The 22,999-nt window shown below is 29.9% G+C and carries 19 protein-coding genes and 2 tRNA genes; 4 read left to right on the forward strand and 17 right to left on the reverse strand.

Translation table 11 applies throughout. From position 1 onward, the window contains the following. Nucleotides 1-32 precede the first annotated feature (32 nt). Both ACLR9T_RS07750 and ACLR9T_RS07755 read left to right on the forward strand, forming a co-directional pair. Nucleotides 33-2,363, forward strand: coding sequence for an HAD-IC family P-type ATPase (locus ACLR9T_RS07750; RefSeq protein WP_413108969.1), 2,331 nt, complete (start codon nucleotides 33-35; stop codon nucleotides 2,361-2,363). A gap of 1,404 nt (nucleotides 2,364-3,767) precedes the next feature. Further along, nucleotides 3,768-3,843, forward strand: a tRNA-Glu gene (locus tag ACLR9T_RS07755). Between the two features lie 48 nt (nucleotides 3,844-3,891). Here the strand turns inward: ACLR9T_RS07755 and ACLR9T_RS07760 are convergent. Beyond that, a tRNA-Gln gene (locus ACLR9T_RS07760) sits at nucleotides 3,892-3,967 on the reverse strand. Nucleotides 3,968-4,024: 57 nt separating this feature from the next. Between ACLR9T_RS07760 and gltX the strand changes: the two genes are divergently transcribed. Further along, nucleotides 4,025-5,464: a glutamate--tRNA ligase gene (gene gltX, locus ACLR9T_RS07765; RefSeq protein WP_413108970.1), complete on the forward strand. Its 1,440-nt coding sequence runs from the start codon at nucleotides 4,025-4,027 to the stop codon at nucleotides 5,462-5,464. Nucleotides 5,465-5,701: 237 nt separating this feature from the next. Then, nucleotides 5,702-6,148: a DUF3795 domain-containing protein gene (locus tag ACLR9T_RS07770; protein ID WP_413108971.1), complete on the forward strand. Its 447-nt coding sequence runs from the start codon at nucleotides 5,702-5,704 to the stop codon at nucleotides 6,146-6,148. 151 nt (nucleotides 6,149-6,299) lie between these two features. Here the strand turns inward: ACLR9T_RS07770 and ACLR9T_RS07775 are convergent, their stop codons facing one another. From ACLR9T_RS07775 to ACLR9T_RS07850, 16 genes are all read right to left on the reverse strand, one after another. Continuing rightward, nucleotides 6,300-6,665 (reverse strand): hypothetical protein, encoded by a 366-nt coding sequence (locus tag ACLR9T_RS07775; protein ID WP_413108972.1) that lies wholly within the window; start codon nucleotides 6,663-6,665, stop codon nucleotides 6,300-6,302. Nucleotides 6,666-6,674: 9 nt separating this feature from the next. Further along, nucleotides 6,675-9,233 carry an NYN domain-containing protein gene (locus ACLR9T_RS07780; protein ID WP_413108973.1) on the reverse strand — a complete coding sequence of 853 codons (2,559 nt, stop codon included), beginning with the start codon at nucleotides 9,231-9,233 and terminating at the stop codon, nucleotides 6,675-6,677. A gap of 164 nt (nucleotides 9,234-9,397) precedes the next feature. Next, entirely contained in the window at nucleotides 9,398-10,135 is a 738-nt protein-coding gene (locus ACLR9T_RS07785; protein ID WP_413108974.1) for an amino acid ABC transporter ATP-binding protein, read from the reverse strand. Continuing rightward, a complete protein-coding gene (locus ACLR9T_RS07790; protein WP_413108975.1) occupies nucleotides 10,135-11,706 on the reverse strand; it encodes an ABC transporter permease subunit in 1,572 nt (523 codons plus the stop codon). Before ACLR9T_RS07790 ends, ACLR9T_RS07785 begins: the two co-directional genes overlap by 1 nt. A 343-nt stretch (nucleotides 11,707-12,049) precedes the next feature. After that, nucleotides 12,050-12,622 carry an NUDIX hydrolase gene (locus ACLR9T_RS07795; protein ID WP_413108976.1) on the reverse strand — a complete coding sequence of 191 codons (573 nt, stop codon included), beginning with the start codon at nucleotides 12,620-12,622 and terminating at the stop codon, nucleotides 12,050-12,052. 29 nt (nucleotides 12,623-12,651) lie between these two features. Next, complete coding sequence (locus ACLR9T_RS07800) at nucleotides 12,652-13,047, reverse strand: hypothetical protein (RefSeq protein ID WP_413108977.1); 396 nt, start codon at nucleotides 13,045-13,047, stop codon at nucleotides 12,652-12,654. Then, nucleotides 13,037-13,654 carry a nucleotidyltransferase family protein gene (locus ACLR9T_RS07805; RefSeq protein ID WP_413108978.1) on the reverse strand — a complete coding sequence of 206 codons (618 nt, stop codon included), beginning with the start codon at nucleotides 13,652-13,654 and terminating at the stop codon, nucleotides 13,037-13,039. The genes ACLR9T_RS07800 and ACLR9T_RS07805 overlap by 11 nt, the downstream gene beginning before the upstream one ends. Then, nucleotides 13,654-15,945 (reverse strand): xanthine dehydrogenase family protein molybdopterin-binding subunit, encoded by a 2,292-nt coding sequence (locus tag ACLR9T_RS07810; RefSeq protein ID WP_413108979.1) that lies wholly within the window; start codon nucleotides 15,943-15,945, stop codon nucleotides 13,654-13,656. Before ACLR9T_RS07810 ends, ACLR9T_RS07805 begins: the two co-directional genes overlap by 1 nt. Then, nucleotides 15,945-16,418 (reverse strand): (2Fe-2S)-binding protein, encoded by a 474-nt coding sequence (locus ACLR9T_RS07815; protein WP_413108980.1) that lies wholly within the window; start codon nucleotides 16,416-16,418, stop codon nucleotides 15,945-15,947. Before ACLR9T_RS07815 ends, ACLR9T_RS07810 begins: the two co-directional genes overlap by 1 nt. After that, the gene (locus ACLR9T_RS07820; RefSeq protein ID WP_413108981.1) at nucleotides 16,408-17,211 is read right to left on the reverse strand and encodes an FAD binding domain-containing protein; all 804 of its coding nucleotides are present in this window, start codon (nucleotides 17,209-17,211) and stop codon (nucleotides 16,408-16,410) included. Before ACLR9T_RS07820 ends, ACLR9T_RS07815 begins: the two co-directional genes overlap by 11 nt. Before the next feature lie 3 nt (nucleotides 17,212-17,214). Further along, nucleotides 17,215-18,618, reverse strand: a complete 1,404-nt coding sequence (locus ACLR9T_RS07825; protein WP_413108982.1) for a uracil-xanthine permease family protein — start codon at nucleotides 18,616-18,618, stop codon at nucleotides 17,215-17,217. 11 nt (nucleotides 18,619-18,629) lie between these two features. Next, a complete protein-coding gene (locus ACLR9T_RS07830) occupies nucleotides 18,630-19,397 on the reverse strand; it encodes an ABC transporter ATP-binding protein (RefSeq protein WP_413108983.1) in 768 nt (255 codons plus the stop codon). Then, the gene (locus tag ACLR9T_RS07835) at nucleotides 19,397-20,389 is read right to left on the reverse strand and encodes a FecCD family ABC transporter permease (protein WP_413108984.1); all 993 of its coding nucleotides are present in this window, start codon (nucleotides 20,387-20,389) and stop codon (nucleotides 19,397-19,399) included. Before ACLR9T_RS07835 ends, ACLR9T_RS07830 begins: the two co-directional genes overlap by 1 nt. 6 nt (nucleotides 20,390-20,395) lie before the next feature. Continuing rightward, a complete protein-coding gene (locus ACLR9T_RS07840; RefSeq protein WP_413108985.1) occupies nucleotides 20,396-21,412 on the reverse strand; it encodes an ABC transporter substrate-binding protein in 1,017 nt (338 codons plus the stop codon). Then, nucleotides 21,399-21,938: a nucleoside-triphosphatase gene (locus ACLR9T_RS07845; protein WP_413108986.1), complete on the reverse strand. Its 540-nt coding sequence runs from the start codon at nucleotides 21,936-21,938 to the stop codon at nucleotides 21,399-21,401. Before ACLR9T_RS07845 ends, ACLR9T_RS07840 begins: the two co-directional genes overlap by 14 nt. A gap of 106 nt (nucleotides 21,939-22,044) precedes the next feature. Further along, nucleotides 22,045-22,839 carry a transcriptional regulator gene (locus ACLR9T_RS07850; protein WP_413108987.1) on the reverse strand — a complete coding sequence of 265 codons (795 nt, stop codon included), beginning with the start codon at nucleotides 22,837-22,839 and terminating at the stop codon, nucleotides 22,045-22,047. Nucleotides 22,840-22,999 lie beyond the last annotated feature (160 nt).

The raw sequence follows: 22,999 nt of genomic DNA on the forward strand, positions 1-22,999 counted from the left end.
GTTATGAATACTATTTTATAGGGGAAATTATGATGAAAAAAATAATCGGGTTAACTGAATCTGAGGTTAATTTAAAAGTTAAAGAGGGTAAGGTAAATATTGCACCTAAACCTGTTGTTAAAAGTAATTTGCAAATTATTATTGGTCATGTTTTTAATTTGTTTAATGCGTATAATTTTGTTATTGCTGTTGCTTTGATTGCAGTGCAAGCTTATTCTAGTTTATTTTTTGTAGTTATAGTTGTTTCTAATACTGTTATTAGGGCAAGACAAGAAATAAAATCAAAAAATATGGTAGCAAAATTAAACCTTATTGTCTCGCCTAAAACTAAAGTTGTCCGTAATGGGGTTATAAAATCGATCGATAATGAAGAGATAGTTTTAGGTGATGTTGTTTATTTTGAAACTGGAAATCAAATTAGTGCCGATACTAAAGTTATTGAAAATAGTGTTGAGGTAGATGAATCTTTATTAACTGGTGAAGCTGATCCTATTACTAAAAATCCTGGTGATACGCTATTATCAGGGAGTTTTATTTTAAGTGGTGGATGCTATGGTGAAGTTATTCATGTAGGAAAAGATAACTATGCCAATAAAATTACTGACCAGGCAAGAACTCGAAAACCAGTTAGCTCAGAATTATTGAATACTTTTAATACTGTTACCCGCTATACAAGTTACTTAGTTTTACCATTGAGTATTTTAATGTTATATCAAGCTTATATCATTCGAGATCAAAGTGTTACAAGTACGATTGTAAATACTGCAACTGCTCTTTTAGGAATGTTACCTAAAGGATTAGTTCTACTTACAAGTGTCTCTTTAGCTGCTAGTGTTGTAAAGTTAGGTAAACGAAAAACACTTGTTCAGGAAATGTTCAGTATAGAAACTTTGTCCAGGATAGATGTTCTTTGTTTGGATAAAACCGGAACTCTTACTGAAGGAAAAATGGAAATTGAACAGGTAATTGATTTAGATAATCCTTTTTCATATGATACACATGAAATCATGTGTTCTTTTGTTGCAGGTTCATTGGATAATAATATTACTTTTCAAACTTTAAAAAAATATTATAATTCCCCTGCTAAATATAAAACATTAAATCGAATTGCTTTTTCCTCCGCACGTAAATGGAGTGCGATAGAATTAGAAACGATTGGTACTATCGTTGTTGGAGCACCTGAAATTATCCAACCTAAATATCAATTACCAGAACATGTAGCTTTAATGGCGCAAAGTGGTGCACGAGTGTTAATGATCGGTCATCATAGTAACATTAATCTTCTTCAAGAAACTATTGATCAAACTATTCCTCTTGGTTTAATCATTATTAAAGATCCAATCAGAAAAGATGCTAAAAAAACACTAAAATTTTTTAGTGACAATGATGTAAATGTAAAAGTGATTTCGGGTGATAATCCTGCTACTGTTAGTGCAATCGCTTTACAAGCAGGCGTTGCTAATGCAGATAATTATATTGATGCTTCTACAATTAAAACTGAGGAACAATTAGAAGATGCAATTTTAAACTATAATGTTATTGGTCGCGCTACTCCTTTTCAAAAGCATCAAATGATATTATGTTTACAAAAACATAAGCAAAAAGTAGCAATGACTGGAGATGGTGTCAATGATGTATTAGCGCTAAAAGACGCTGATGTCTCAATTGCGATGGGCTCAGGTTCTGATATTGCTAGACAAGTAGCTCAATTTATTATTATTGATGGTAAATTAGAAACTTTAGTTGAAGTAGTTCGTGAAGGACGACTAGTTATTAACAATGTAACTCGTTCTGCATCAATGTACTATTTAAAAACTATTTATACAATCTTACTTTCTTTTTTATCAATCCTTTTAAATATACCATATCCTTTTATTCCTTTCCAAATGACATTATTAGATATGTTTATCGAAGGATTCCCATCTTTTATGATTTTATTTGAACGAAATATTGAAAAACCTAAGGAATCTATTGGTCATCATGCTTTGAGATATTCTCTACCTAATGCACTAACAATAGTCTTGAGTGTTGGAATAATCAAACTACTAGCTCCCTCATTTCACTTATCATTACCAGAAGTATTTACTATTTTATATTTCACAACTGCATTTATCTCTATTCATATGATTTATCGTATTTATTGTCCAATTAACTGGTATCGAGGTGGAGTATTAGTTATTGACATAATCGGATTTATTTTATCTACTCCAATCTTCTGGCCTTTATTAGAAATGCATAGTTTAAACTCAAAGTTAATTTGCTATATCCTAGTAACAATTGTTGTATGTATCCCTGTTTTAATTATACTTACTAGATTGGTTAGTAAATACTTAAATAGAATTCAAACTAAATCTGCCAATTAAAAAAGAAGATAACATAATCAATGTCATTATTTTTACCAGAAACAATACTAAATGAATATTGTCTTCTGGTTTTTAATTTGGGCAAACTGAAAAAGTATAGTATTGATACTACATTCGTTTATGAGATGATTTACTGGTGGAGTTTCTCCACCTTTTTTCTTGAAAAATGCCTTAATATATGAAATGATCTTGTAAAATTAACTTGATATTCATATTTTCTTTTATCTTTCTTTGGAATTTTGATTTTTTGAACAATATGCTGACAGAAATTATAGAGTATCATACGTGCATATATTTCTTGTTGGATAAGTTTTCTTTTCTTGGAATGCAATGCATTTAATCCAATCGCATATTTGAAGGTATGAATTTATGGATTTGTGGACATGCTTTGATCATTTTATTTTGTTTTAAAGTTAGCATTCTAAAAACATCAATATCAAATTCACCATCAGGGAAAGGGCCTAGAGATTGTGTCATACACAATTTTGATGTTATATCTCTTACTCTTATGAGATAACTGTTTCCGGATTGAACGACATGTTCAAATCCATTATATGACTCATAATATCTATTAGCTATAAAAATAGCTTTTTTACCATTGTATCTATCAACAAGTTAACAAAAGCATCATTTTCATTTTTTTTGGCTTCACTTTGTATGATAAGATCATCATAAGTATATTCTAACAAATCATAATTTGCATTTAAACGATAAGCAGAATAAGCTTTTGCAGTAGTCCCATATCTTAATTCAGTTGTTTTTTATCATATATTGTGTTATCTATGGGGAGTACACTACCATCTATAGCTAATAACCTATAACCCTTATATAATTTATCCTTATGACTTTTTTATTGAATCTGTCAAACAATATTTTAAATGCTTTTACTCTAATTTTACTTCTTGCTTGTATAAATCCAGATGCAGTTGGAAGAGTAATCATTGAGTTTTAAAAGTTCATCTTTTAAAGAACCGGTCTCCATACAAATGACATTTTCAATAGTCGTTTCAAAATTGAGTTTTCTATTGCGTGTAAAATCAACTTCAGAATTACCACAGAAAAGAGACGAACATTCAGCCATCTTCTTAATGTTGTAATTCAAGACATTTTTTAGATGTTTATAGTTATTCATGTTGTACCTCCGACATATACCTATAAACAATTGGCCTATTATCAATCATAAATTGATAATAGATCGTATACTTTTGTATTGATGTCAATATTTTTTGTGAAATTTAAAATAAAAAAAGAGAGATACATTTTATGCATTCCTCAACTGTCATTAAATCCTTAACTTAATGACATTGATAACATAATCTTCTTTTTTAATTTATTATATTTTAAATTTTTTTACAGAAACACTATATTTTATACTTTTTTAGTGCTATAATATTATCTAAAGATGGCCTGTTGGTGAAGTGGTTAACACTCTGGATTCTCATTCCAGCATGCAGGGGTTCGAACCCCCTACAGGCTACCATTTTTAAAATAAAAAGCAGGAAATTATTCCTGCTTAATTTTTATATTTTGGCTGGGGTACCTGGATTCGAACCAGGGGAATGGCAGATTCAGAGTCTGCTGCCTTACCGCTTGGCTACACCCCAATGTATATATATACTTTACTACTTTTTTTAGAAAAAGAAAAGGAGAAATTTAAAAAAATGCAAAAAATTCGCACACGTTTTGCACCTAGTCCCACAGGCTATATGCATATTGGTAATTTAAGAACAGCTCTTTATAGCTATTTAGTCACTAAACATGATGGAGGTGACTTTATTTTAAGAATTGAAGATACTGATAGACAGCGAGAAGTTGCTGGAGCGATTGATATTATTTATGATGTTTTAAATGATACTGGTCTAAATTATGATGAAGGTCCTTTAAAACCTGGAGATGTTGGACCTTATATTCAATCAAAAAGATTAGAAATATATCAAGAATATGCTCATAAGTTAGTTGAGTTAAAAGCCGCACATTACTGTTTTTGTAGTGAAACAAAATTAAAAGATGCTCATAATAATACATATACATTTAATGATCCTTGCAAATCTCTTTCAATTGATGAGGCAAAAAAAAGAATTGCTGATGGTGAAACATATACTATTCGTCAGACAATCCCAGATACTGGTACTACCATATTTAACGATGCTGTTTATGGTAATATTGAAACCGAAAACACGCTATTAGATGAAGGAATATTACTAAAAAGTGATGGTTATCCAACATATAATTTTGCAAATGTAATTGATGATCATTTGATGAAGATCACTCATGTGGTCAGGGGCAATGAATATTTATCTAGTACTCCTAAATATAATCTGATTTATAAGGCATTTAACTGGAACCCTCCAGTTTATATCCATGTTCCCCCTGTTATGAAAGATGAACAAAATAAGTTAAGTAAACGTAATGGTGATGCTAGTTACCATGATTTGATTAAACAAGGTTTTTTAAGTGAAGCTATTATTAATTATATTGCTTTATTAGGTTGGGCACCAGTTGGTGAAGAAGAAATTTTTTCATTAGAGGAGTTAGTTAAATTATTTACAGTTGATCGGATTAGTAAATCCCCTGCTATATTTGACTATGAAAAACTGAAATGGATGAATGGTGTTTATTTAAGAAGCATGTCACTTGAGAAATTTAATAATTATGCATTAAATTATTATCAAAATAATTTAAAAGTAAGAGTAAATTATATGGAGTTATCAAAAATTTTACAGCCTCGGATCCAAATCTTAAGTGAAATACCTGAAGCTATTGATTTTATTAATTCTCCTTATCAATTTAATGCAGAATTATTTGTCAACAAAAAAATGAAAACAACAATAGATAATTCTCTAGAAGCTTTAGAAATTGTTTTACCTTCATTAGATAATTTAGATTTTGATGATGAAAATAGTATTAAAGATAAATTTATAGAATTAGCAAAAAAACATGAAAAGAAAAATGGTCAAATTATGTATCCTATTCGAGTAGCTTTAACCTTTAAAGCTTTTACACCTGGTGGTGCAGTTGAAATAGCACATATACTTGGTAAAGATGAAACAATTAAAAGAATTAACAATGCAATTATAGAATTAAAAAAGATATGTAGTTAAACATGATAATGACATGAATTTTAAAATTTTTAAAGTTCATGTCATTTTTTATACAGCAAAACTGCTAATTAAAATTCATAAAAAGTACCTTATATAAGTTGATAAATAGAATTTATTATACTATTCTTTTACCATCACAACATCAGCTACTTAGAAGGTATGTATAAAATATATAAGGGATGACATACAATATTACCCTTTTCATGTATAATGTAAATGACTAGGAGGAATATGGAAATGAAAATGACAAAAAAAATAGAAGAAATTATGTTTGCTCCATGTGGCATGAATTGTATGGTATGTTATAAACACTGTTTTACAAAGAAAAGCAGAAAACCATGTTTGGGGTGTTTAGTTAATGATGAAATAGGAAAACCAGAACATTGCCGTAAATGTAAAATAAAAGACTGCGTTCATGAAAAAAGAGTTTCATATTGTTATGAATGTAATCAATTTCCTTGCCAACTAATAAAAAATCTCGAAAAAAGCTACATTAAACATTATAATACTAGTTTGATTACTAATAGCCTATTTGTAAAAGAATACGGACTAATAGAATTTATGAGAAATCAACATAAAATTTATACATGTTTAAATTGTGGCGGTATATTTTCGTTACATGATAGAATCTGCACAGAATGCGGGAATCCTTTTATCAAAAATAGTAATCATCAAACAAATTAGTTCATTAACAGTCTCTATAAATTTAATAAAAAAACCGTAGATTCAATATGTTGAACTAACCCCAAAAATTTGATTTTTAAGTCTAACTTATTAGCAGTTACATCAATGTCTTAATCAACGGTTTTATTTATATGTAAAATATTTTATCACCTTAATGATATTCAAAAGCTTTAATTAGTCTTTGATAAGCATTTTTTATACTTGTTTCATGTTCTTCAGCAAAAATTATGGTCGTATCTTTTAAAATAATTGCTAAACAGTAATGCAGTTTATTATTTAAACGACGATCTAATAATCCGATATGACCAAATAATAATTGTTTAACTTCCTCAATATTTTTCTTTAAATCATCAGTTGTACCATATGTTATTTTTATAACTTGATCATATGAAAATTTCTTTTTTTTAATTAGACCATTTACATAGAAATAATCTTTATCAATTATTAAAGTATAAATGGCACGTTTAGTATACTCATTTATGCCACCAATATAATTAAGATTATACTTAAAAGTCATAGTTTTCCTCTATTCTTTATGATATTTTTTTAAATCCTGTAATAAATAATTATACCCTTTGGGTTGATTCCTTTTAAACTCAGCTAACTTTTCTTTATCCAAATGTTCAATTTCTAAGCGTAATTCTCTAGATGAAATCCGCTTTGCACCTTGTCCTAAAACAATCAATTGTTCCAAGGCATCTGATGTAGCAACTGTAATACTATATTTACTAGCTAATTCATGAGTCGTGCGCTCAATATACATATCAGCCGTTTGGGCTTCTTTAGTATATACAATATAAATATTATCATATTTATAACTACTTCCTAAATTATCTTTTACTTTATAAGCATCAAAAACTAAAATTAAAATACATTTTTTATATCCCTGGTAATTACACATAATATCAATTAATCGTGACCTTGCTGCATCTAGATTATCCTTGGCTAATTCTTTAAGTTCTGGCCATGAATGAATGACATTATACCCATCAATTAGATAACACTCAGGAATATGCTTATAAACTGGTTCATTGATTAATTTTTTTGGAGTTTCTTTTATTTGGTTACGATTTTTAATCGGTCCATAAGTTTTAGCAAATATTTCTTCTAATTCTTTATCTACATTAATAAATTTAGTCTGTTGATCTTTTTCTTTTATTTTAGATGTTTTTTTTAATTGAAAAGGAATGTGCATATAGTCCTTTACTTCATCCCACTTAACATTATAACCCGCACCATGGCTACAAAAAACAGAGCCAGTTGGATTATCTTTATCAGTTTCACTATCATAATTGATTTGCTTGATAATCTCATCTTCATCTTGACATGGACGATATCCTGCAATTTGACAAATTAAACGGCCTTTACCTTTAGTATAATTAATCACTTCACTTTGATAATCTTGCATTCTACTTACTGGTGCACTGCCGGTAATAGTAACTACCTCTCCTAGAATATCTGGCATGACAAAAGAGCCTTTCATTGCTTCAATATCATAAACAGCTTTACTTAAAAATTCAACAGGTAATTCTAAAGAAAAATCAAAATATGGTTCCAATAAAATTGATTTTGTTGATTTTAACCCATGTCTAACAGCTCGATATGTTGCCTCACGAAAATCTCCACCTTCAGTATGTTTTAAATGTGCTTTACCAGCGATAAGTGTTATTTTCATATCAGTAATTGCTGACCCTGTTAATACACCTAAATGTTCTTTTTCTTTTAAATGTGTTAAGATCAATCTTTGATAATTACTTGATAAAACTTCATCTCTACAATTAATCCCATATTGTAATCCGCTACCTGGTTTACCTGGTTCTAAAAGCAAATGAACTTCGGCATAATGACGCAATGGCTCAAAATGTCCTACCCCTTCTACTGCTTCTAAAATAGTTTCTTTATAAATAATCTTACCATGATCAAAACTAACATTTAACCCAAATCTTTCATTAATAAGATTTTTAAGAATTTCAATTTGAATTGCTCCCATTAATTGAACATGAATTTCTTTAGTTTGATTATTATAATTAATATGTAATTGAGGATCTTCTTGAGATAATAAAGATAGTTTTTCTAAGGTTTGATACCAATCATGATCATCTGGTAAAATAATACGATAATCCATATATGGTGATAATACTGGTTTTATAGTTTCACTCTCAAATCCTAATCCTTGCCCAGCCATAATGTTCTTAAAACCCTTGATAGCGCAAATATCGCCTGCCTTAACTTCATTTACTAACTGATATTTATTGCCTGAGTAAATTCTAATTTGATCAACTTTTTCTTCTTTGTTAATTTGTGCTTTTACTTTTAAAGCTCCCCCAGTAATTTTTAAATGAGTTAATCTATTTCCTTGTTCATCATGACTAATTTTAAATACGCGGGCACCAAATTCTTTTGGATATGGTCTTTCTTTAATATAACTACTGAATTCATTAAAAAAAGTATCAATTCCTTCCATTTTTAAGGCCGAACCAAAGAAACATGGAAAAAGCTGACGCTTTATGATTTCTTCAATTAACATTTCTTTTGTCAGTGTATTGTGTTTTAAATAATAATCTAATAATATTTCATTATTTAATGCAATACTTTCATAAAAATCATCATCAAGATTTTCAAAATCATAACACTGTTCATTTAAACGCTTTTTCAATTCCAATAATAGTTCTTCTTTATTAGTATGTATGCTATCCATTTTATTTATGAAAATAAAAGTTGGTATTTGATAATGTTGCAATAACTTCCAAATTGTTTCACTATGTGCTTGAACTCCATCTATCCCACTAACTACTAGAATTGCATAATCCAATACTTGTAATGTTCGTTCCATTTCAGTTGAAAAATCAACATGACCAGGGGTATCTATCAATGTTATTTGGCAATCATTCCAATTAAATATTGCTTGTTTTGAAAATATCGTAATTCCACGATCTCTTTCTTGAGTATTGTAATCTAAGAATGCATCTCCATGATCAACTCTTCCTAAATTACGAATCGTTTTACTTAAATATAACATGCTTTCTGTCAATGTTGTTTTTCCTGCATCGACATGCGCTAATATTCCTAATACAATTTTTTTCATTTTATCATCCTGCTTTTGTTGTAATAATATTATTATAAGTATAATTGTAGAAATTACAATAATATTAAAACATTATTTTGAATAAATAATCCGGTATGATTTTATAACATTATAAAAAAGATTGCTAGAAAATTTTATTTCTATAACAACCTTTTTTAAACATTTTATTGATTTAAAAAGCGATTTAAAAATTCCTTTGTTCTATCTCTAGAGGGATGATTAAAAATATGGTCAGGTGTTCCCTCTTCTGCAATTATTCCATTATCCATAAAAACGACTCTAGAAGATACATCACGAGCAAATTGCATTTCATGAGTAACTACGATCATTGTTAATCCTTCATTAGCTAAATCTTTCATAACTTTAAGTACTTCACTAACCATTTCTGGATCTAAAGCACTAGTAGGTTCATCAAACAACAATACTTCAGGTTCCATACATAATGCTCTAGCTATTGCTACTCTTTGTTTTTGACCACCTGAAAGTTGAATACTTCCAGCTTTAGCAAATTTTTCCATCCCAACTTTTCTTAAATACTTCATTGCAACTTTCGTTGCTTCTTCACGATTTCTTTTTAATACTTTCATTTGTCCAATTACACAATTTTCAAGTACTGTTTTATTATTAAAAAGATTAAAACTCTGAAATACCATTCCGACTTTACTACGATGTACATTAACATTAATTTCACCTTTTAAAATATCTTTTCCATGATACATGACACTACCAGAATTAGGGGTTTCTAGGATATTCAAACAACGAAGAAAAGTCGACTTACCACTACCACTAGCCCCAATAATGGTAACTACTTCACCTTTTGAAACAGTAAAATCAATATCATGTAATACTTCTAAATTACCAAAAGATTTTTTCAAATGTTTTACTTCAATAATTGGTTCCATTATTTTATCCCCCCTTCACTATCAAATGTAATTGTTTTTTTAGAATTCATTTTATTTTCAATATAATTTAAAATTCTAGTAGTTGGAAAAGTTAAACATAAATAAATCAGCGCAACAACAAAATAGGTTGGTACAAATGCATATAAACTACCAGCTACACTTTTTGCTTGGTAAAATAATTCAGTAACTGCAATAACGTTTAATACACTACTATCTTTAATATTAATTACAAATTCATTACCAATTGATGGAAAAGAATTTTTGATTGCTTGAGGCAAAATGACATATACCATCGTTTGAATATTATTCATCCCAATACTTCTGGCTGCTTCACTTTGACCTTTATCAACAGATTGAATCCCTGAACGAACGATTTCTGCCATGTATGCTCCAGTATTAATTGTAATAACAAATATTCCAGCAGTAAATGGATCCCAATGAATAATATTTTTAAGTCCATAATAAATAAATGCACCTTGTACCATCATTGGTGTTCCTCTGAAAATTTCAATATATATAGTTGTAATTATCCAGGTAACCCTTTTTATAATTTTACTAACTAGTCTATCTCTTTCCTCAACTTTAATAGCTCTAATTGCTCCAATTACTAATCCAATTAATAACCCTAAGATCGTTCCCCCAAAAGCTAATGTTAAAGTTGATCCAATACCACTAAAAAACAACGGACTATATACTTCAAAGATTTGTTTAGCAGCAATAAAAATATTATCACTTAAACTAGTAATAGTAGCAGGAATTCTTTTAATCGCTTCATCCATCATGATATTTTTATCTTCATTTGATAAAGTATCTAGATAATTATTAATTTCTTCCTTTAACTTTGAATTTTCTTTACTTATTGCAATAGATACAGATGTGTCTGTTAAATCAACATCAAACCCTTTTCCATCTTTAAATTCAACATAGGTTAAATCTGGATTAGTAGCAATAATTCCAGCGGCAACTGGTAATTCAGCAGTTACAGCATCAACTAATTCATTATTTAGCTGCATTACCATTGCAGGATAATCTTCCAATGCAGTAGCATGTTTAACATTAGGGATTTGATCAATTACGGTATCATATAAAGTATTTAATTGTCCCAATACTTTTTTATTAGAAAAATCTTTTAAACTCTTTGCATTTTCTAATTTATCACCTTTTCTTACAATTAGTACCATTTGTGATTCATAATAAGTTTGAGTAAAATCAACTCTTTGGCGACGATCTGCTGTATCCGTCATCCCAGCAATAACCGCATCAATTACCCCTGCTTGTAAAGCTGGTTCTAAACCATCCCAACTCATTTTTTTAATTACTAGTTCTTTTCCTAAATATTTAGCAATTGCTTGTGCGATAGTTACATCATAACCATCTGCATAGCCGCCACCCTCTAAAGGAACTGTTGTTTCTGTTTCATTGACTTGTGTCCAGTTGAATGGTGCATAATTACATTCCATTCCTACAACAAATATATTATCAGTCTCTTCTTCAGCTTTTACAGGGTTAACAGGTATAATTACAGTGAATACTAAAGCTAATACTGTAAAGATTTTTAATAATCTTTTCATTTATTTTTCTCCTTAAACAAAATTAAAAAAATCGTGCTATTAACACGACTAAAATCTTGCGTTAATAGCTCCTCTTCATTCCTGAAGGAGTACTGCAGGTATTTCCTACAGCACCTAGATAATAGATTGCCATCTATTATCTATCGGCAAAGATTACCTTTCCTATAGATCAATGTATGCCTACTTACTATAGTACTCTGATGCTTTGCAACCTCTATTTTTTCTTTATAAGAATATCTTAATCTATAAAATTTGTCAACATAAATGATTTTTAATGCATAAATATGTATATATTAAGTTACTTTAATATATGCTAAAACAATTTCAAACTAACAAACAGGACTTAATAAGCCCTGTTTGTTAGTTTGGAAACACGTTTCATTAATTTGTGATAAATAGGTATCATTTCTTTTTCTTTTACTACTTGTTCTATTTCATTAACTGCAATCCATTTTACTGCTTTATTTTCATCAAATTTAGGTATTAGCTCCTGTTTATCATCAGCAATCAAAGCAAAAGTAAAATTAAAGTGTAAATGAGCTTCTACTAGCTGGTTATTTTTAAAATGTGGTTGTACAGGTAATATATCTATCGATATCCAGTTATCACTTAAAAAATGAATATCTTTAATGCCGGTTTCTTCCATAGCTTCACAAATAGCAACCTGGCCTAAATCATCATTACCATCAACATGTCCACCAAGCCAAGCCCAAGAGTTATATATATTATGGTGTGCCATTAATACTTTGTCTAGCGTGGGATTTAATACCCAAGCAGATACTGTTAAATGAGCTATTTTGTTATCTCTTGTTAGAGCATTAGAATTATTTTTAATAAAATCTATAATAATGTTTAATTGTTGAATTTCAAATTCATTAATTTGGTTAATATTTTTTGATTTTTCTAATTTTATCATATTTGCTTCTCAGTTATCATCATACATGGTTAACTTTTAAGATATTGGATAATATCTTTAGTTAATTTAAAATTATCTTTTAGATTAGGATTGATAATTATTTGATCTGTACCACCAATCTTTTTCATTAATTGTAAACAATCAAAAATAGATACTGCTAGACAATATTTGAATTTGTTGTTTGATTTTTTTTGATTAGAAAATACAGAAAAATATTGTTGATTATTTTGACTAAATAAGTTATCTAAAATCATTAATAGATCATCTTTTGGTATTTCAAATAATTTACGTTTAGAAATTTTTATTGTGGTAAAAAGATAAAGATTATTGTTTTGTAAATAATCTAAAATATCTTTTAGATTATTTAGCTCTTTATCACAATTATATTTGACTATTAAATTTAATAACTTATCTTCATTTACCATTTATTTTCACCATATTCATTCTATTATTATGGATATTATCTAAATCTTCTAATTTATCTATATCCAATAACTCAAGTTCATTTTCAATCTGATAAAATAGACATTTATCTTGATATTGATTAATAATCTTACGACCTCCTTGATCTCCTTCTAATTTCATTAATTCTTCAATATAGGCAGCATTAAATATCGTGGGGTTACCTGCTTGACCTTGATAGATCATCGAAGCTAATGAATAATTAGAATTATTAAAAGCATCAAGCATTTTATTTAAAGTCTGATAATTCAAATAAATTTGATCTGCCACAACAAACATGATCTGGAAATCATTTTGCTTATCAATCATTTCTATTCCCGCTTTAATTGAATAGGAAAGACCTTCATGACATTTAGCACTATAGATATAATTAAGTTCAGGATAAGTAGTTATTATTTCAAAATATTGTGTTACTACAATTAATTTACAATCACTACGAATAGAAGATAATTTAATCAAGTTATCTAAACCATAACGATATAATTCTTTTCCCCCTATTTTGTACAACAATTTATTTGAGCCAAAGCGAAGACTATTACCAGCAGCCAGATAAATGATATATGTTTCCATTATTCTTCTGGTAACGCCATTAATATTTTTTCTGGTGTCATTGGTAAATCTCTAAGCCATATTCCCGTAGCATTATAAATAGCATGTGCAATTGCTGGACAAGGCGTATTAATTACGATTTCTCCAATTGATTTAGCTCCAAAAGGTCCCGTTTTTTCATAACTGCTTTCAAATTCAACTCGTAATTTTCCCATATCTAAACGAGTTGGAATCTTATATTGCATGAATGAATTTTCTGCAATAGCGCCTTTTTCACTATATTGTACATTTTCATAAAGTGCCATACCAATCCCTTGGACTAGCCCTCCTTCAGTTTGAACTTTTGCTAAATTAGTATTAATGACTGTTCCACAATCAACCACTGCTACATAGTCTAAAATATCAACTTGTCCAGTTTCTTTATCTAATTCGATTTCAACCATTCCTACCATAAATGGTGGTGGTGATACTGGTGAAGAGTGAGTAACTGTTACTTGAGTTGAAATATTATTTCCACACATTGATTTAGTTGCTAATTCTGATAACGAAATAATTATATTCGTGTTTAAATTTTTAATACCATTATTAGTAAATTCAAGTTCTTCAATTGAGCATTCAAGTGCTTCAGCTGCCAATTTACATAAGTTTTCTTTTAACTGATGGCATGCTTTTTCAACAGCCTTTCCAGTAACATAAGTGGTGCTTGAAGCATATGAACCTGAATCATATGGTGACGCATCCGTATCAGCGCCAAACACAATAATTTTATCAACATCACAATCTAGACACTCCGCTGCCATCTGAGCTAAAATCGTATCACATCCAGTTCCCATATCCGCAGCACCTATTAGAAGAGTATAATATCCCTCATCATCAAGTTTAATCGTTGCTGAACCAACATCTACCCCAGAAATTCCGGAACCTTGCATTGCCATTGCTACACCAGCAGAGCGAACTTTTCCATTTCCTAAATCATGAACTTTTGCTCTGTTTTGCCAATCAAATAGTTTTTTTGCATGATTCATACATTTATCTAAAGTGCAGCTAGTTGCTACTTCATTATAATAAGCACTCATTGTTTGACCTTGACGAACCATATTTTTTTCCCTAATTTCAACCGGATCAATTCCTAAACGACTAGCTAATTCATTTACAGCTGATTCAACTGCAAAAGTTCCTTGAGTAGCTCCATATCCACGATATGCTCCTGCTGCTTGACAATTAGTATAAACGACATCATAGGAAAATTTAAATGCTTCTAGATTATTAGAATATAAAGGAATTGATTTATGACCTGATAGACCAACTGTAGTTGGGCCATGTTCACCAAAAGCACCAGTATTAGATAAAGTATAAACATCAAACGCTTTAATAGTTCCATCTGTCATTGCACCAATTTTAACCGTGATTTCCATTTCATGACGTGGAGTAGCTGCAATTTGTGATTCTGTTCGTGAATAAATAATCCGTGATGGATTCTTGGTCATCAAGGTAACAAATGCTGGATAAACTTCAGATACCACTGTCTGTTTCGCCCCAAAACCACCACCGATTCGTGGTTTTTCAACTCGAATCTTAGATTTTGGAATCCCTAATGCATTAGCTAGAATCCGTCTAACATGAAAGACAATTTGAGTTGAGCTAATTACATGTAAACGGCCATATGGATCAATTTGACAATATGTCCTAAAAGTTTCCATCATCGCTTGTTGATTAGCCTTAGTATGATAAGTTCGTTGAAATACCTCATCACACTGCAAAAAAACATTTTCAATATCCCCTTCCTGACAACTACCACTCGCACATAGATTTCTTTGATTATCAGCTCCTACTGAACATAGTGATTTCCAATTTTCTTCAGGATGAACTAGTATTTCATTATCTTTAGCTTCATTTAAATCAAGAACTGGTTTTAAAACCTCATACTTTACCTTGATTAATTTCATAGCTGCATCAACAATTTTTTCAGTTTCACCAGCAACAATAGCTACTGCATCACCAACAAAACGAACTCTTTGATCAAGTATCAAACGATCATATGGACTAGGTTCAGGATATGTTTGTCCTGCCATCGTAAATCGTTCTTGAGGAACATCTTTATATGTATAAATAACCTCAATTCCAGGTAATGATAAAGCAGCAGAAATATCAATTTCTTTAATCAAAGCATGTCCATGTGGAGAACGTAAAACTTTAACAATTAAACAATCATCAGGAGTAATATCTTCAACATATGCTGGTTTTCCTAAAAGTAAATTCATAGCATCTTTTTTACGAATTGGCTTATTAATCTGTTGGAAAGAATTATTCATTATTTATCCTCCTTCCCCTTTTGTTCTTGAAACCTCAAGTAAGCTTTAATTCCACGCAATTGTCCCTCATATCCTGAACAACGGCAAAGGTTACCAGCTAAATAGGATAAAATCTCTTCATCACTAGGATGTGGATTTTCTTTCAATAACGCTATTGCATTCATCATAAATCCAGGATTACAAAACCCGCATTGTTCAGCACCCTGATCAGCAATGAATGCAGCAAACTCATCAGCTTCCTCTTGTAACCCTTCTAACGTTACAACTTTATGACCATTTACTCGAGCTGCTAAAACACTACATGATAAAATTGGCTGTTCATCTACAAAAACAGTACATAAACCACAATTACTAGTATCACAGCCACGTTTTACACTTACACATCCCAAACTACGAACAAGGTCAATTAATAACATATCAGATTCAATTTCTTTACAAATATCCCGACCATTTAAATTCATCTTAATTTCCATGATTAGCCTCCTTACCAAGAGCCATTAGTGCACGCTTAATTAAAACTTTAGCAATTCGTTGTCGATATTCTTTACTGCCACGTAAATTAGAACCCAAGATTAATTGTTCAGCTATATCATTAGCAAAAATTTTTGCTGTTTCTTCAGTGATTCCATCAGTTAAATGACCTTTTTCATCTTCAAAAGCAACTGCTTTTAAAGGGCGAGCACCAATTATACATAAATATTTATTATTTAGTTTACTGATAGCACAAGTTAGAACAGGAAAATCTGTTTTTGTGTTTCTTTGTGAAATATACTGTACTTGTAATGGCGTCTTTTTAATAATTACACGAACCAAAATATCTTTAGTTATTGGCATAGCCGCAAACTCACGAATTGGAATAATTCCGCCATGATATAATTCAACATAGGCATCTAAAGCCATAAACATTGTTAAAACATCTGAAAAACCATAACGACCAAATAAACTACCTCCAATTGTAGCCACGTTTCTAAACTGGACTCCAACAATACTCTTAACACTTTCTTTTATTGCATTATGAGTATATTCATTTAATGTTGAATCAATTTCCAACTGACGCAAACTTACCATTGCTCCAATATGAATTTCATCACCCTTATCTTCAATCAAATTCAATCCTAAATCACATAAATCAATAGCATAATCAACAGTACGATTTTGCATTTTTAACCAAAGCATTCCTCCAAGGACGACGCTACTACGATTTTGGCATAATTCGTAAGCTTCTTCGATGCTTTTAGCTCGAATATATTTATGAATTGTAAGCAAAATTTATGCCTCCTCTACTTTTTTTTCTTTAGGTAAACAAATATTTAAAATAATTGCTACAAATGCTGCTGGAACGATTCCTGATCCACCAAAAATCATTTGTACTGCTTCAGGTAACCCTGCTAATACAGCACTATTAGCCCCTAATCCATACCCTAAACCAAGTGCTACTGAGACAATTGTCATATTACGAGCAGATAGCGGCTCACGTGTAATCAATTGTATTCCACTCATAACAATTGAAGAAAACATAATTACTGCTGCTCCCCCTAAAACACTTTGAGGCATGATTGAAATCAAAGCAGCTAATTTTGGAAATAATCCACATAAAATTAAAAATACAGCTCCACATGCTAAAGCATAACGATTGACAATTTTTGTCATCGTTACTAAACCAACGTTTTGGCTAAATGAAGTATTTGGTAAAACACCAAATAAAGCTGCAAACGAAGAACCTACGCCATCACAGATAACTCCACCAGATAATTCCTGATCAGTAGCTTCACGGTCCATTCCACCTTCAATAACCCCAGATATATCACCTACAGTTTCTACTGCAGTTACTACAAACATGATCAATACAGGTAAAATTGCTTTTAAATCAAACACAGGAGTAACAGGCATAAATTCAGGTAATGCAAACCAGCTAGCCTGAGCAACTTTATCCCAATTTAAAACCCAAGATTTTACAAATTCACTTCCATCACTAGCTATTCCTGTTGTAGATAAAAACATTGGTAAAATCATACATACAATATACCCACAAATAATCCCAATTAAAATACACGAATAACTCATCATGCCTTTAGTCCCATGTTTTAAAACTAAAATTATAATTAAAACAAATAAAGCTATTAATAAATTTTCAACTGAACCATAATCTTTCGCATTACTTCCACCACCAAAAGAACCAACTCCAACACTAATTAGTGATAATCCAATTGATAGGACGACTGTTCCTGTTACAACAGGTGGAAAAAAACGACGAAGTGGTTTTAAAATAAACCCTAAAACTGTTTCTAATAAGCCACCAATAATTGAAGCTCCCATAATCGCTCCATAGCCAATGATACCACCGCCCATAACATTAGCAACACTTTGAAATACCCCAATAAAGCCAGAACTTGTTCCCATAATAATTGGCACTTTTCCACCTATTGGTCCTATTGCAAATAATTGAACTAAAGTGACAATTCCTGCAACTAACATGGCATTTTGTAATAAGGAAACCTGAATTTTAGCAAACTCACTTGCATCACTCATTGCCGCACAAGCACTAGTGATAATTAAAATTGGTGTTAAGTTACCAACAAACATTGCTAAAACATGCTGTAATCCTAAAGGAATAGCTTGTTTTAATGGTAATTTTCCTTCAAATTTATATGGATCTGAATATTCTTTTTTCATACCTTTCCCCTTTATCTTGTTAAATAATAATATTGTTGATATTCATCATCTTTTTTAATGATGATATTTGAATAAATTAATTGAATTTTTTTTGTAATTTCTTCACAATTTTCTTGCTGTGGTTTGATTTCACTAATTATTTTACCATCATCCATCAATAGAACCCGATCACAATACATCAATGCATATAATGGATTATGTAAAACAATTAATGCTGTTTTATGTTTGGATTTAATTAATTGCTGTAAAATTTCAAATATCATATAACGATTATTAAAATCTAAAGCACTGTCTGGTTCATCCAATAATAATACTGGTGTATCCTGCATTATTATTCTAGCAATTTGTACTAACTGTTTTTGTCCTTCACTTAAAATTGAGTAGTCCTTATTTAATAAAGATTCAATCTGTAAAATTTCAGCTAAATGCTTAACTTTTTTTATATTAATATTTTGATTGAGCTGCAAATAAGGATAACTTCCTAAACCAATCAGCTCACCAGCACTAATACCTTCAACTATTTCTATTCTTTGTGTTAACATAGCTATATTTTGGGCTCTTTGTTTTATTTTCATCGTCATAAAATCATGATCTTTAACTCTAACAATCCCAGAGTGTTTTAATGAACCCATTATTCCTTTTAACATTGTTGATTTACCACAACCATTATGACCAATCAACCCAACCAATTCATCTTCACACAAAGTCAATGAGATATTATCAACAATCAATGAATCATAAAAAACCGAAAAATCTTTTATTATTAATAGCTCTTTCATTAAATTTTTCCTCTTTGTTTATACATCCAAAATACTAATACTGGCGTAGAAAATAAAATTGTCAAAATACTCAATGGCAATTCAACACCAGTAGTCAGCATACGAGCTAGCATATCTGCAACCAATACTAAAACAGCTCCAACTAAACTACTAATGGTATAAAAATAACCAGTTCTTTTTTTAAACATTAAATACGCAATATGAGGTGCAATTAATCCTACAAATGAAATCACACCAGTTATTGCAATTACTGAGGCTACCATCCATGTTGCTAAAATTAAAATTATTGCTCTTTGCCACTTAGCATTAATTCCTAAATACTGTGCATTTTCATCACCAAGTGACAAAATTACGATCTGTCGATGTAACAAACATAATATCAGCAACGGAATTACTCCACTAAATAGCGAAACCATCATTTTATCAACAGTAACAGCAGCAAGACTACCCATTGTCCAAAATTCAATCGCAGCTAATTGACTTAAAGGATCCGCTATATATTTCAACATCATAATTCCTGCATCTGCTAAAGAAGAAATTACTATTCCTGATAATATATAAGCTGAAGCTTTTTGCATTCCCATAGTTTTAACTAAAACAATAACCAGAATAAGACTCAACATTCCAAAAATAAAAGCCCCAAATGTTTTTTCAATTGTTGTTCCAGCCCCAATTATTATTGCTGCTGCTGCTCCTAAACTTGCTCCTGAAGCTACTCCAGTCAAGTCAGGTGAAGCCAAAGGATTAGAAAACAGCATTTGATAAATAGCTCCAGCTAAGCCTAATACTAAACCTGTAAATAATCCCATAATTACTCTTGGTAATCGTAAATTATAAAAAACATTTTGTTGGATTGAAGAAGTGTTAGTACCACCTAAAATTTTTAGAATATCAGCAATTGATAAATCATAACTACCAATTGTTAGTGAAAAACAAAATAAGATCAAACAAATTATAATAAAAACAACTAAACATATCTTCTTATTTTTCATTTTAATTTATTTAATGATTAAACTTTGATCAATATCAAATCCGTAAAATCTTTTATAAAAAGAAGAAACATCCTTTATGAAATCATTAAATGGATAATCATTTTCATGCAAGATACTTGTTAACCACATCGTTCCTAAAATTCCTGAAGGAACGGGCGAATCCCACTCTTCAATTCCTTTGGGCATCTGATAAACAGCTTTATTTTTCACTGCTGTTAATGAAGCCAATTGAGCATCATCTAATATATCTTGAACACTATATGCAGCACCAGATGGGATCACGATAATCTCCGGGTTTAATTGTAATAACGTTTCATAAGAGATAGCTGTCCAGTAATCTCCATCAATATTTTTTGCAACATTTACTCCACCTGCCGTTTCAATCAGTTTACTTTGATACATACTAGCTGGCGCAGTCTCTAAATATGATGAGTTAGAACCCATATAAACTGTTTGTTTAGCAGTGTTATAATTCTTAATTTTATTTATTTGTTTTTCATAATAATCTGTTAATTCTTTAGCCTGATCTTCTTTACCTGTCGCTTTAGCAATTAATTTTAACATTTCAACTAACTGTTCATGACTTTCTGGATTAACTACTAAAACAGAAATTCCCAAATCAGTTAAAGCATCAATGTTATCTTTAAGTTTCATTGGTAATAAGACTAGATCTGGTTCTAATTTAGCTATTGCCTCTAAATTTAATCCTTTCATAGAACCAACTTGTGGTAATTTTAACAATTCAGGTCTAGCCATTTTATAAATTGACCTAGTATCAGCTTTTTGTTCAAGACCAACAATCTGATTGCCAAGTTGCAAAGATAAACAAGCATAGGTTGTAATATAATAAGAACTGACAATTTTTGTAGCAGGTTTATCCAAAGAAATTTCTCTTCCTGCTTGATCAATCAAAGTGATTTTTGTCTCTTTTTTTATTGTATCTTTGTTAGATGTACATGCTACCAATGTAAATGCAAGTATAATGGATAAAGTTAAAGTTAATATTTTTCTAATCCTTTTCATTTTTCTCCTCTCTTTTCAATATAATATCTAGTTTAGAAATAATATCCTGATAAACTTCATCAAATAAAGAACAATCTAAATTATAAAGATAACAATCTGGTCTATTCTTTATCAAATTTAAATAATCAATCGATTCAGCTTTTAATACAGCAATCACTATTTTTTTACTAGATAAAACTTTATTAACCATGTTAATAAAATCATAGCTTGTTCTTTCAAAACGTCCTAATTCATCCATCACTACAAATAAATGCTCACTAGCTATTGAATTTTGTAAACATTTTTTGCCAAAAGTTGAAAATGCTGCAGGAATGCCAACAACTTGTTTACCATCATATTTTGAAATAGGAATTTGTTTTTTAGTAATCAGATCTACCATTAAATAAGTTGGCCCAGCTTCAAATCTTTCAAAAGGAATAGTTTGAAAACCAGCATAAGAACTGCTAAATTGCTTTAATATTTTTTGAACCAAAGTTGATTTACCAGTATTTTTGCTACCAGTAATTAAAATATTTTTCTTTATCATTTAAAATCTCCATTTAACAAAAATAGCTTATAATGATTATTTCTAAACGCTCTAAGCCTAGAAATTATATCATATAAGCTATTTTTCTACAATAAACCTCTTTTAATTACTCTAGTTCTATTTCATTTTTAATAAAACTAAACTCAGGATCTTTTTTTAGTTCATTTAATAAATCATCCTTTATATCCTCAAAAAAATGATTATCTACCTCTTTGGTTTTAATATGATGATATAACGGTGAAGCATTAATATCCCATTTTATATTTAATGATTTAAACATTTTACTAATTATTTTGATTAGTTTAATTTTATTTTTAGTTCTAGAATATAATTCAAAGTATCCTAGATACCAACTATATTTCCAACAATCTAAGTTTTTGGCAATATGGTAATACTTATAAGCTAAAATTTCTGCATCTTCAAATCTTTTTTCTTGGAGAGCCATTTGTAATAATTTCATAATATTGTTTAAAATATCATTTGAATACATTAATATCTTTTCTTCAAGAATCTTTGAGGCTTCAAAGATTCTACCTTGTTTTTGATACAAATCAGCTAGCTTTTTTCTTTTATCAATACTATTTACTTCCGATAATTGATTAATTAATTCTTCTGCTTTTAAAAATTCATTGTTATTAAGGTACATAGAAATCAAAGCTGATTGTGCTTGATTTTTAATTACCTGATTATCACTTATTAATGTTCGTCTATACAATTGTTCAAATATTTGTTGATATTCATCATTTTTATTAGCGTTATAAAGACTACTCATTCCCGCTAATACTAAAGTAACATTCAAAATCAAATTATAACAGGTAGGATATTCATTTATCTTATCTATTCCTTTTTGGTAAGCTTCACCAAAGTTTTTAAGTTTTGCCAACTGATTTACAAACATCATTACTTCATAGTCAGATAAATCATCTTTAAAGGCAAGTAATGTATTTAGATCTGTTTGTAATAATCTAGCTAAAATAGGTAATAACGTTATATCTGGGTAACTAGTACCAGTTTCCCTTAGTTAAAGATATGACCCCTCATTATCAGTCTACTTTTCCAAT

Origin of the sequence: Thomasclavelia sp., from assembly GCF_047249845.1 — a bacterium.
GTDB lineage: Bacteria > Bacillota_I > Bacilli_A > Erysipelotrichales > Coprobacillaceae > Thomasclavelia.

Bases quoted from the DNA above. Each gene is read 5' to 3' on its own strand.
- ACLR9T_RS07815 (WP_413108980.1), bottom strand. From the start codon at position 16,418: ATGGAAATTAAGATGAATTTAAATGGTCGGGATATTTGTAAAGAAATT.
- ACLR9T_RS07780 (WP_413108973.1), bottom strand. From the start codon at position 9,233: ATGAAAAAAATTGTATTAGGAATATTAGCGCATGTCGATGCAGGAAAA.
- ACLR9T_RS07835 (WP_413108984.1), bottom strand. From the start codon at position 20,389: ATGAAAAATAAGAAGATATGTTTAGTTGTTTTTATTATAATTTGTTTG.
- ACLR9T_RS07845 (WP_413108986.1), bottom strand. From the start codon at position 21,938: ATGATAAAGAAAAATATTTTAATTACTGGTAGCAAAAATACTGGTAAA.
- ACLR9T_RS07750 (WP_413108969.1), top strand. From the start codon at position 33: ATGAAAAAAATAATCGGGTTAACTGAATCTGAGGTTAATTTAAAAGTT.
- ACLR9T_RS07795 (WP_413108976.1), bottom strand. From the start codon at position 12,622: ATGATAAAATTAGAAAAATCAAAAAATATTAACCAAATTAATGAATTT.
- ACLR9T_RS07790 (WP_413108975.1), bottom strand. From the start codon at position 11,706: ATGAAAAGATTATTAAAAATCTTTACAGTATTAGCTTTAGTATTCACT.
- ACLR9T_RS07840 (WP_413108985.1), bottom strand. From the start codon at position 21,412: ATGAAAAGGATTAGAAAAATATTAACTTTAACTTTATCCATTATACTT.
- ACLR9T_RS07800 (WP_413108977.1), bottom strand. From the start codon at position 13,047: ATGGTAAATGAAGATAAGTTATTAAATTTAATAGTCAAATATAATTGT.
- ACLR9T_RS07830 (WP_413108983.1), bottom strand. From the start codon at position 19,397: ATGAAAGAGCTATTAATAATAAAAGATTTTTCGGTTTTTTATGATTCA.
- ACLR9T_RS07770 (WP_413108971.1), top strand. From the start codon at position 5,702: ATGAAAATGACAAAAAAAATAGAAGAAATTATGTTTGCTCCATGTGGC.
- ACLR9T_RS07775 (WP_413108972.1), bottom strand. From the start codon at position 6,665: ATGACTTTTAAGTATAATCTTAATTATATTGGTGGCATAAATGAGTAT.
- ACLR9T_RS07805 (WP_413108978.1), bottom strand. From the start codon at position 13,654: ATGGAAACATATATCATTTATCTGGCTGCTGGTAATAGTCTTCGCTTT.
- ACLR9T_RS07810 (WP_413108979.1), bottom strand. From the start codon at position 15,945: ATGAATAATTCTTTCCAACAGATTAATAAGCCAATTCGTAAAAAAGAT.
- ACLR9T_RS07850 (WP_413108987.1), bottom strand. From the start codon at position 22,839: ATGATGTTTGTAAATCAGTTGGCAAAACTTAAAAACTTTGGTGAAGCT.
- ACLR9T_RS07825 (WP_413108982.1), bottom strand. From the start codon at position 18,618: ATGAAAAAAGAATATTCAGATCCATATAAATTTGAAGGAAAATTACCA.
- gltX (WP_413108970.1), top strand. From the start codon at position 4,025: ATGCAAAAAATTCGCACACGTTTTGCACCTAGTCCCACAGGCTATATG.
- ACLR9T_RS07785 (WP_413108974.1), bottom strand. From the start codon at position 10,135: ATGGAACCAATTATTGAAGTAAAACATTTGAAAAAATCTTTTGGTAAT.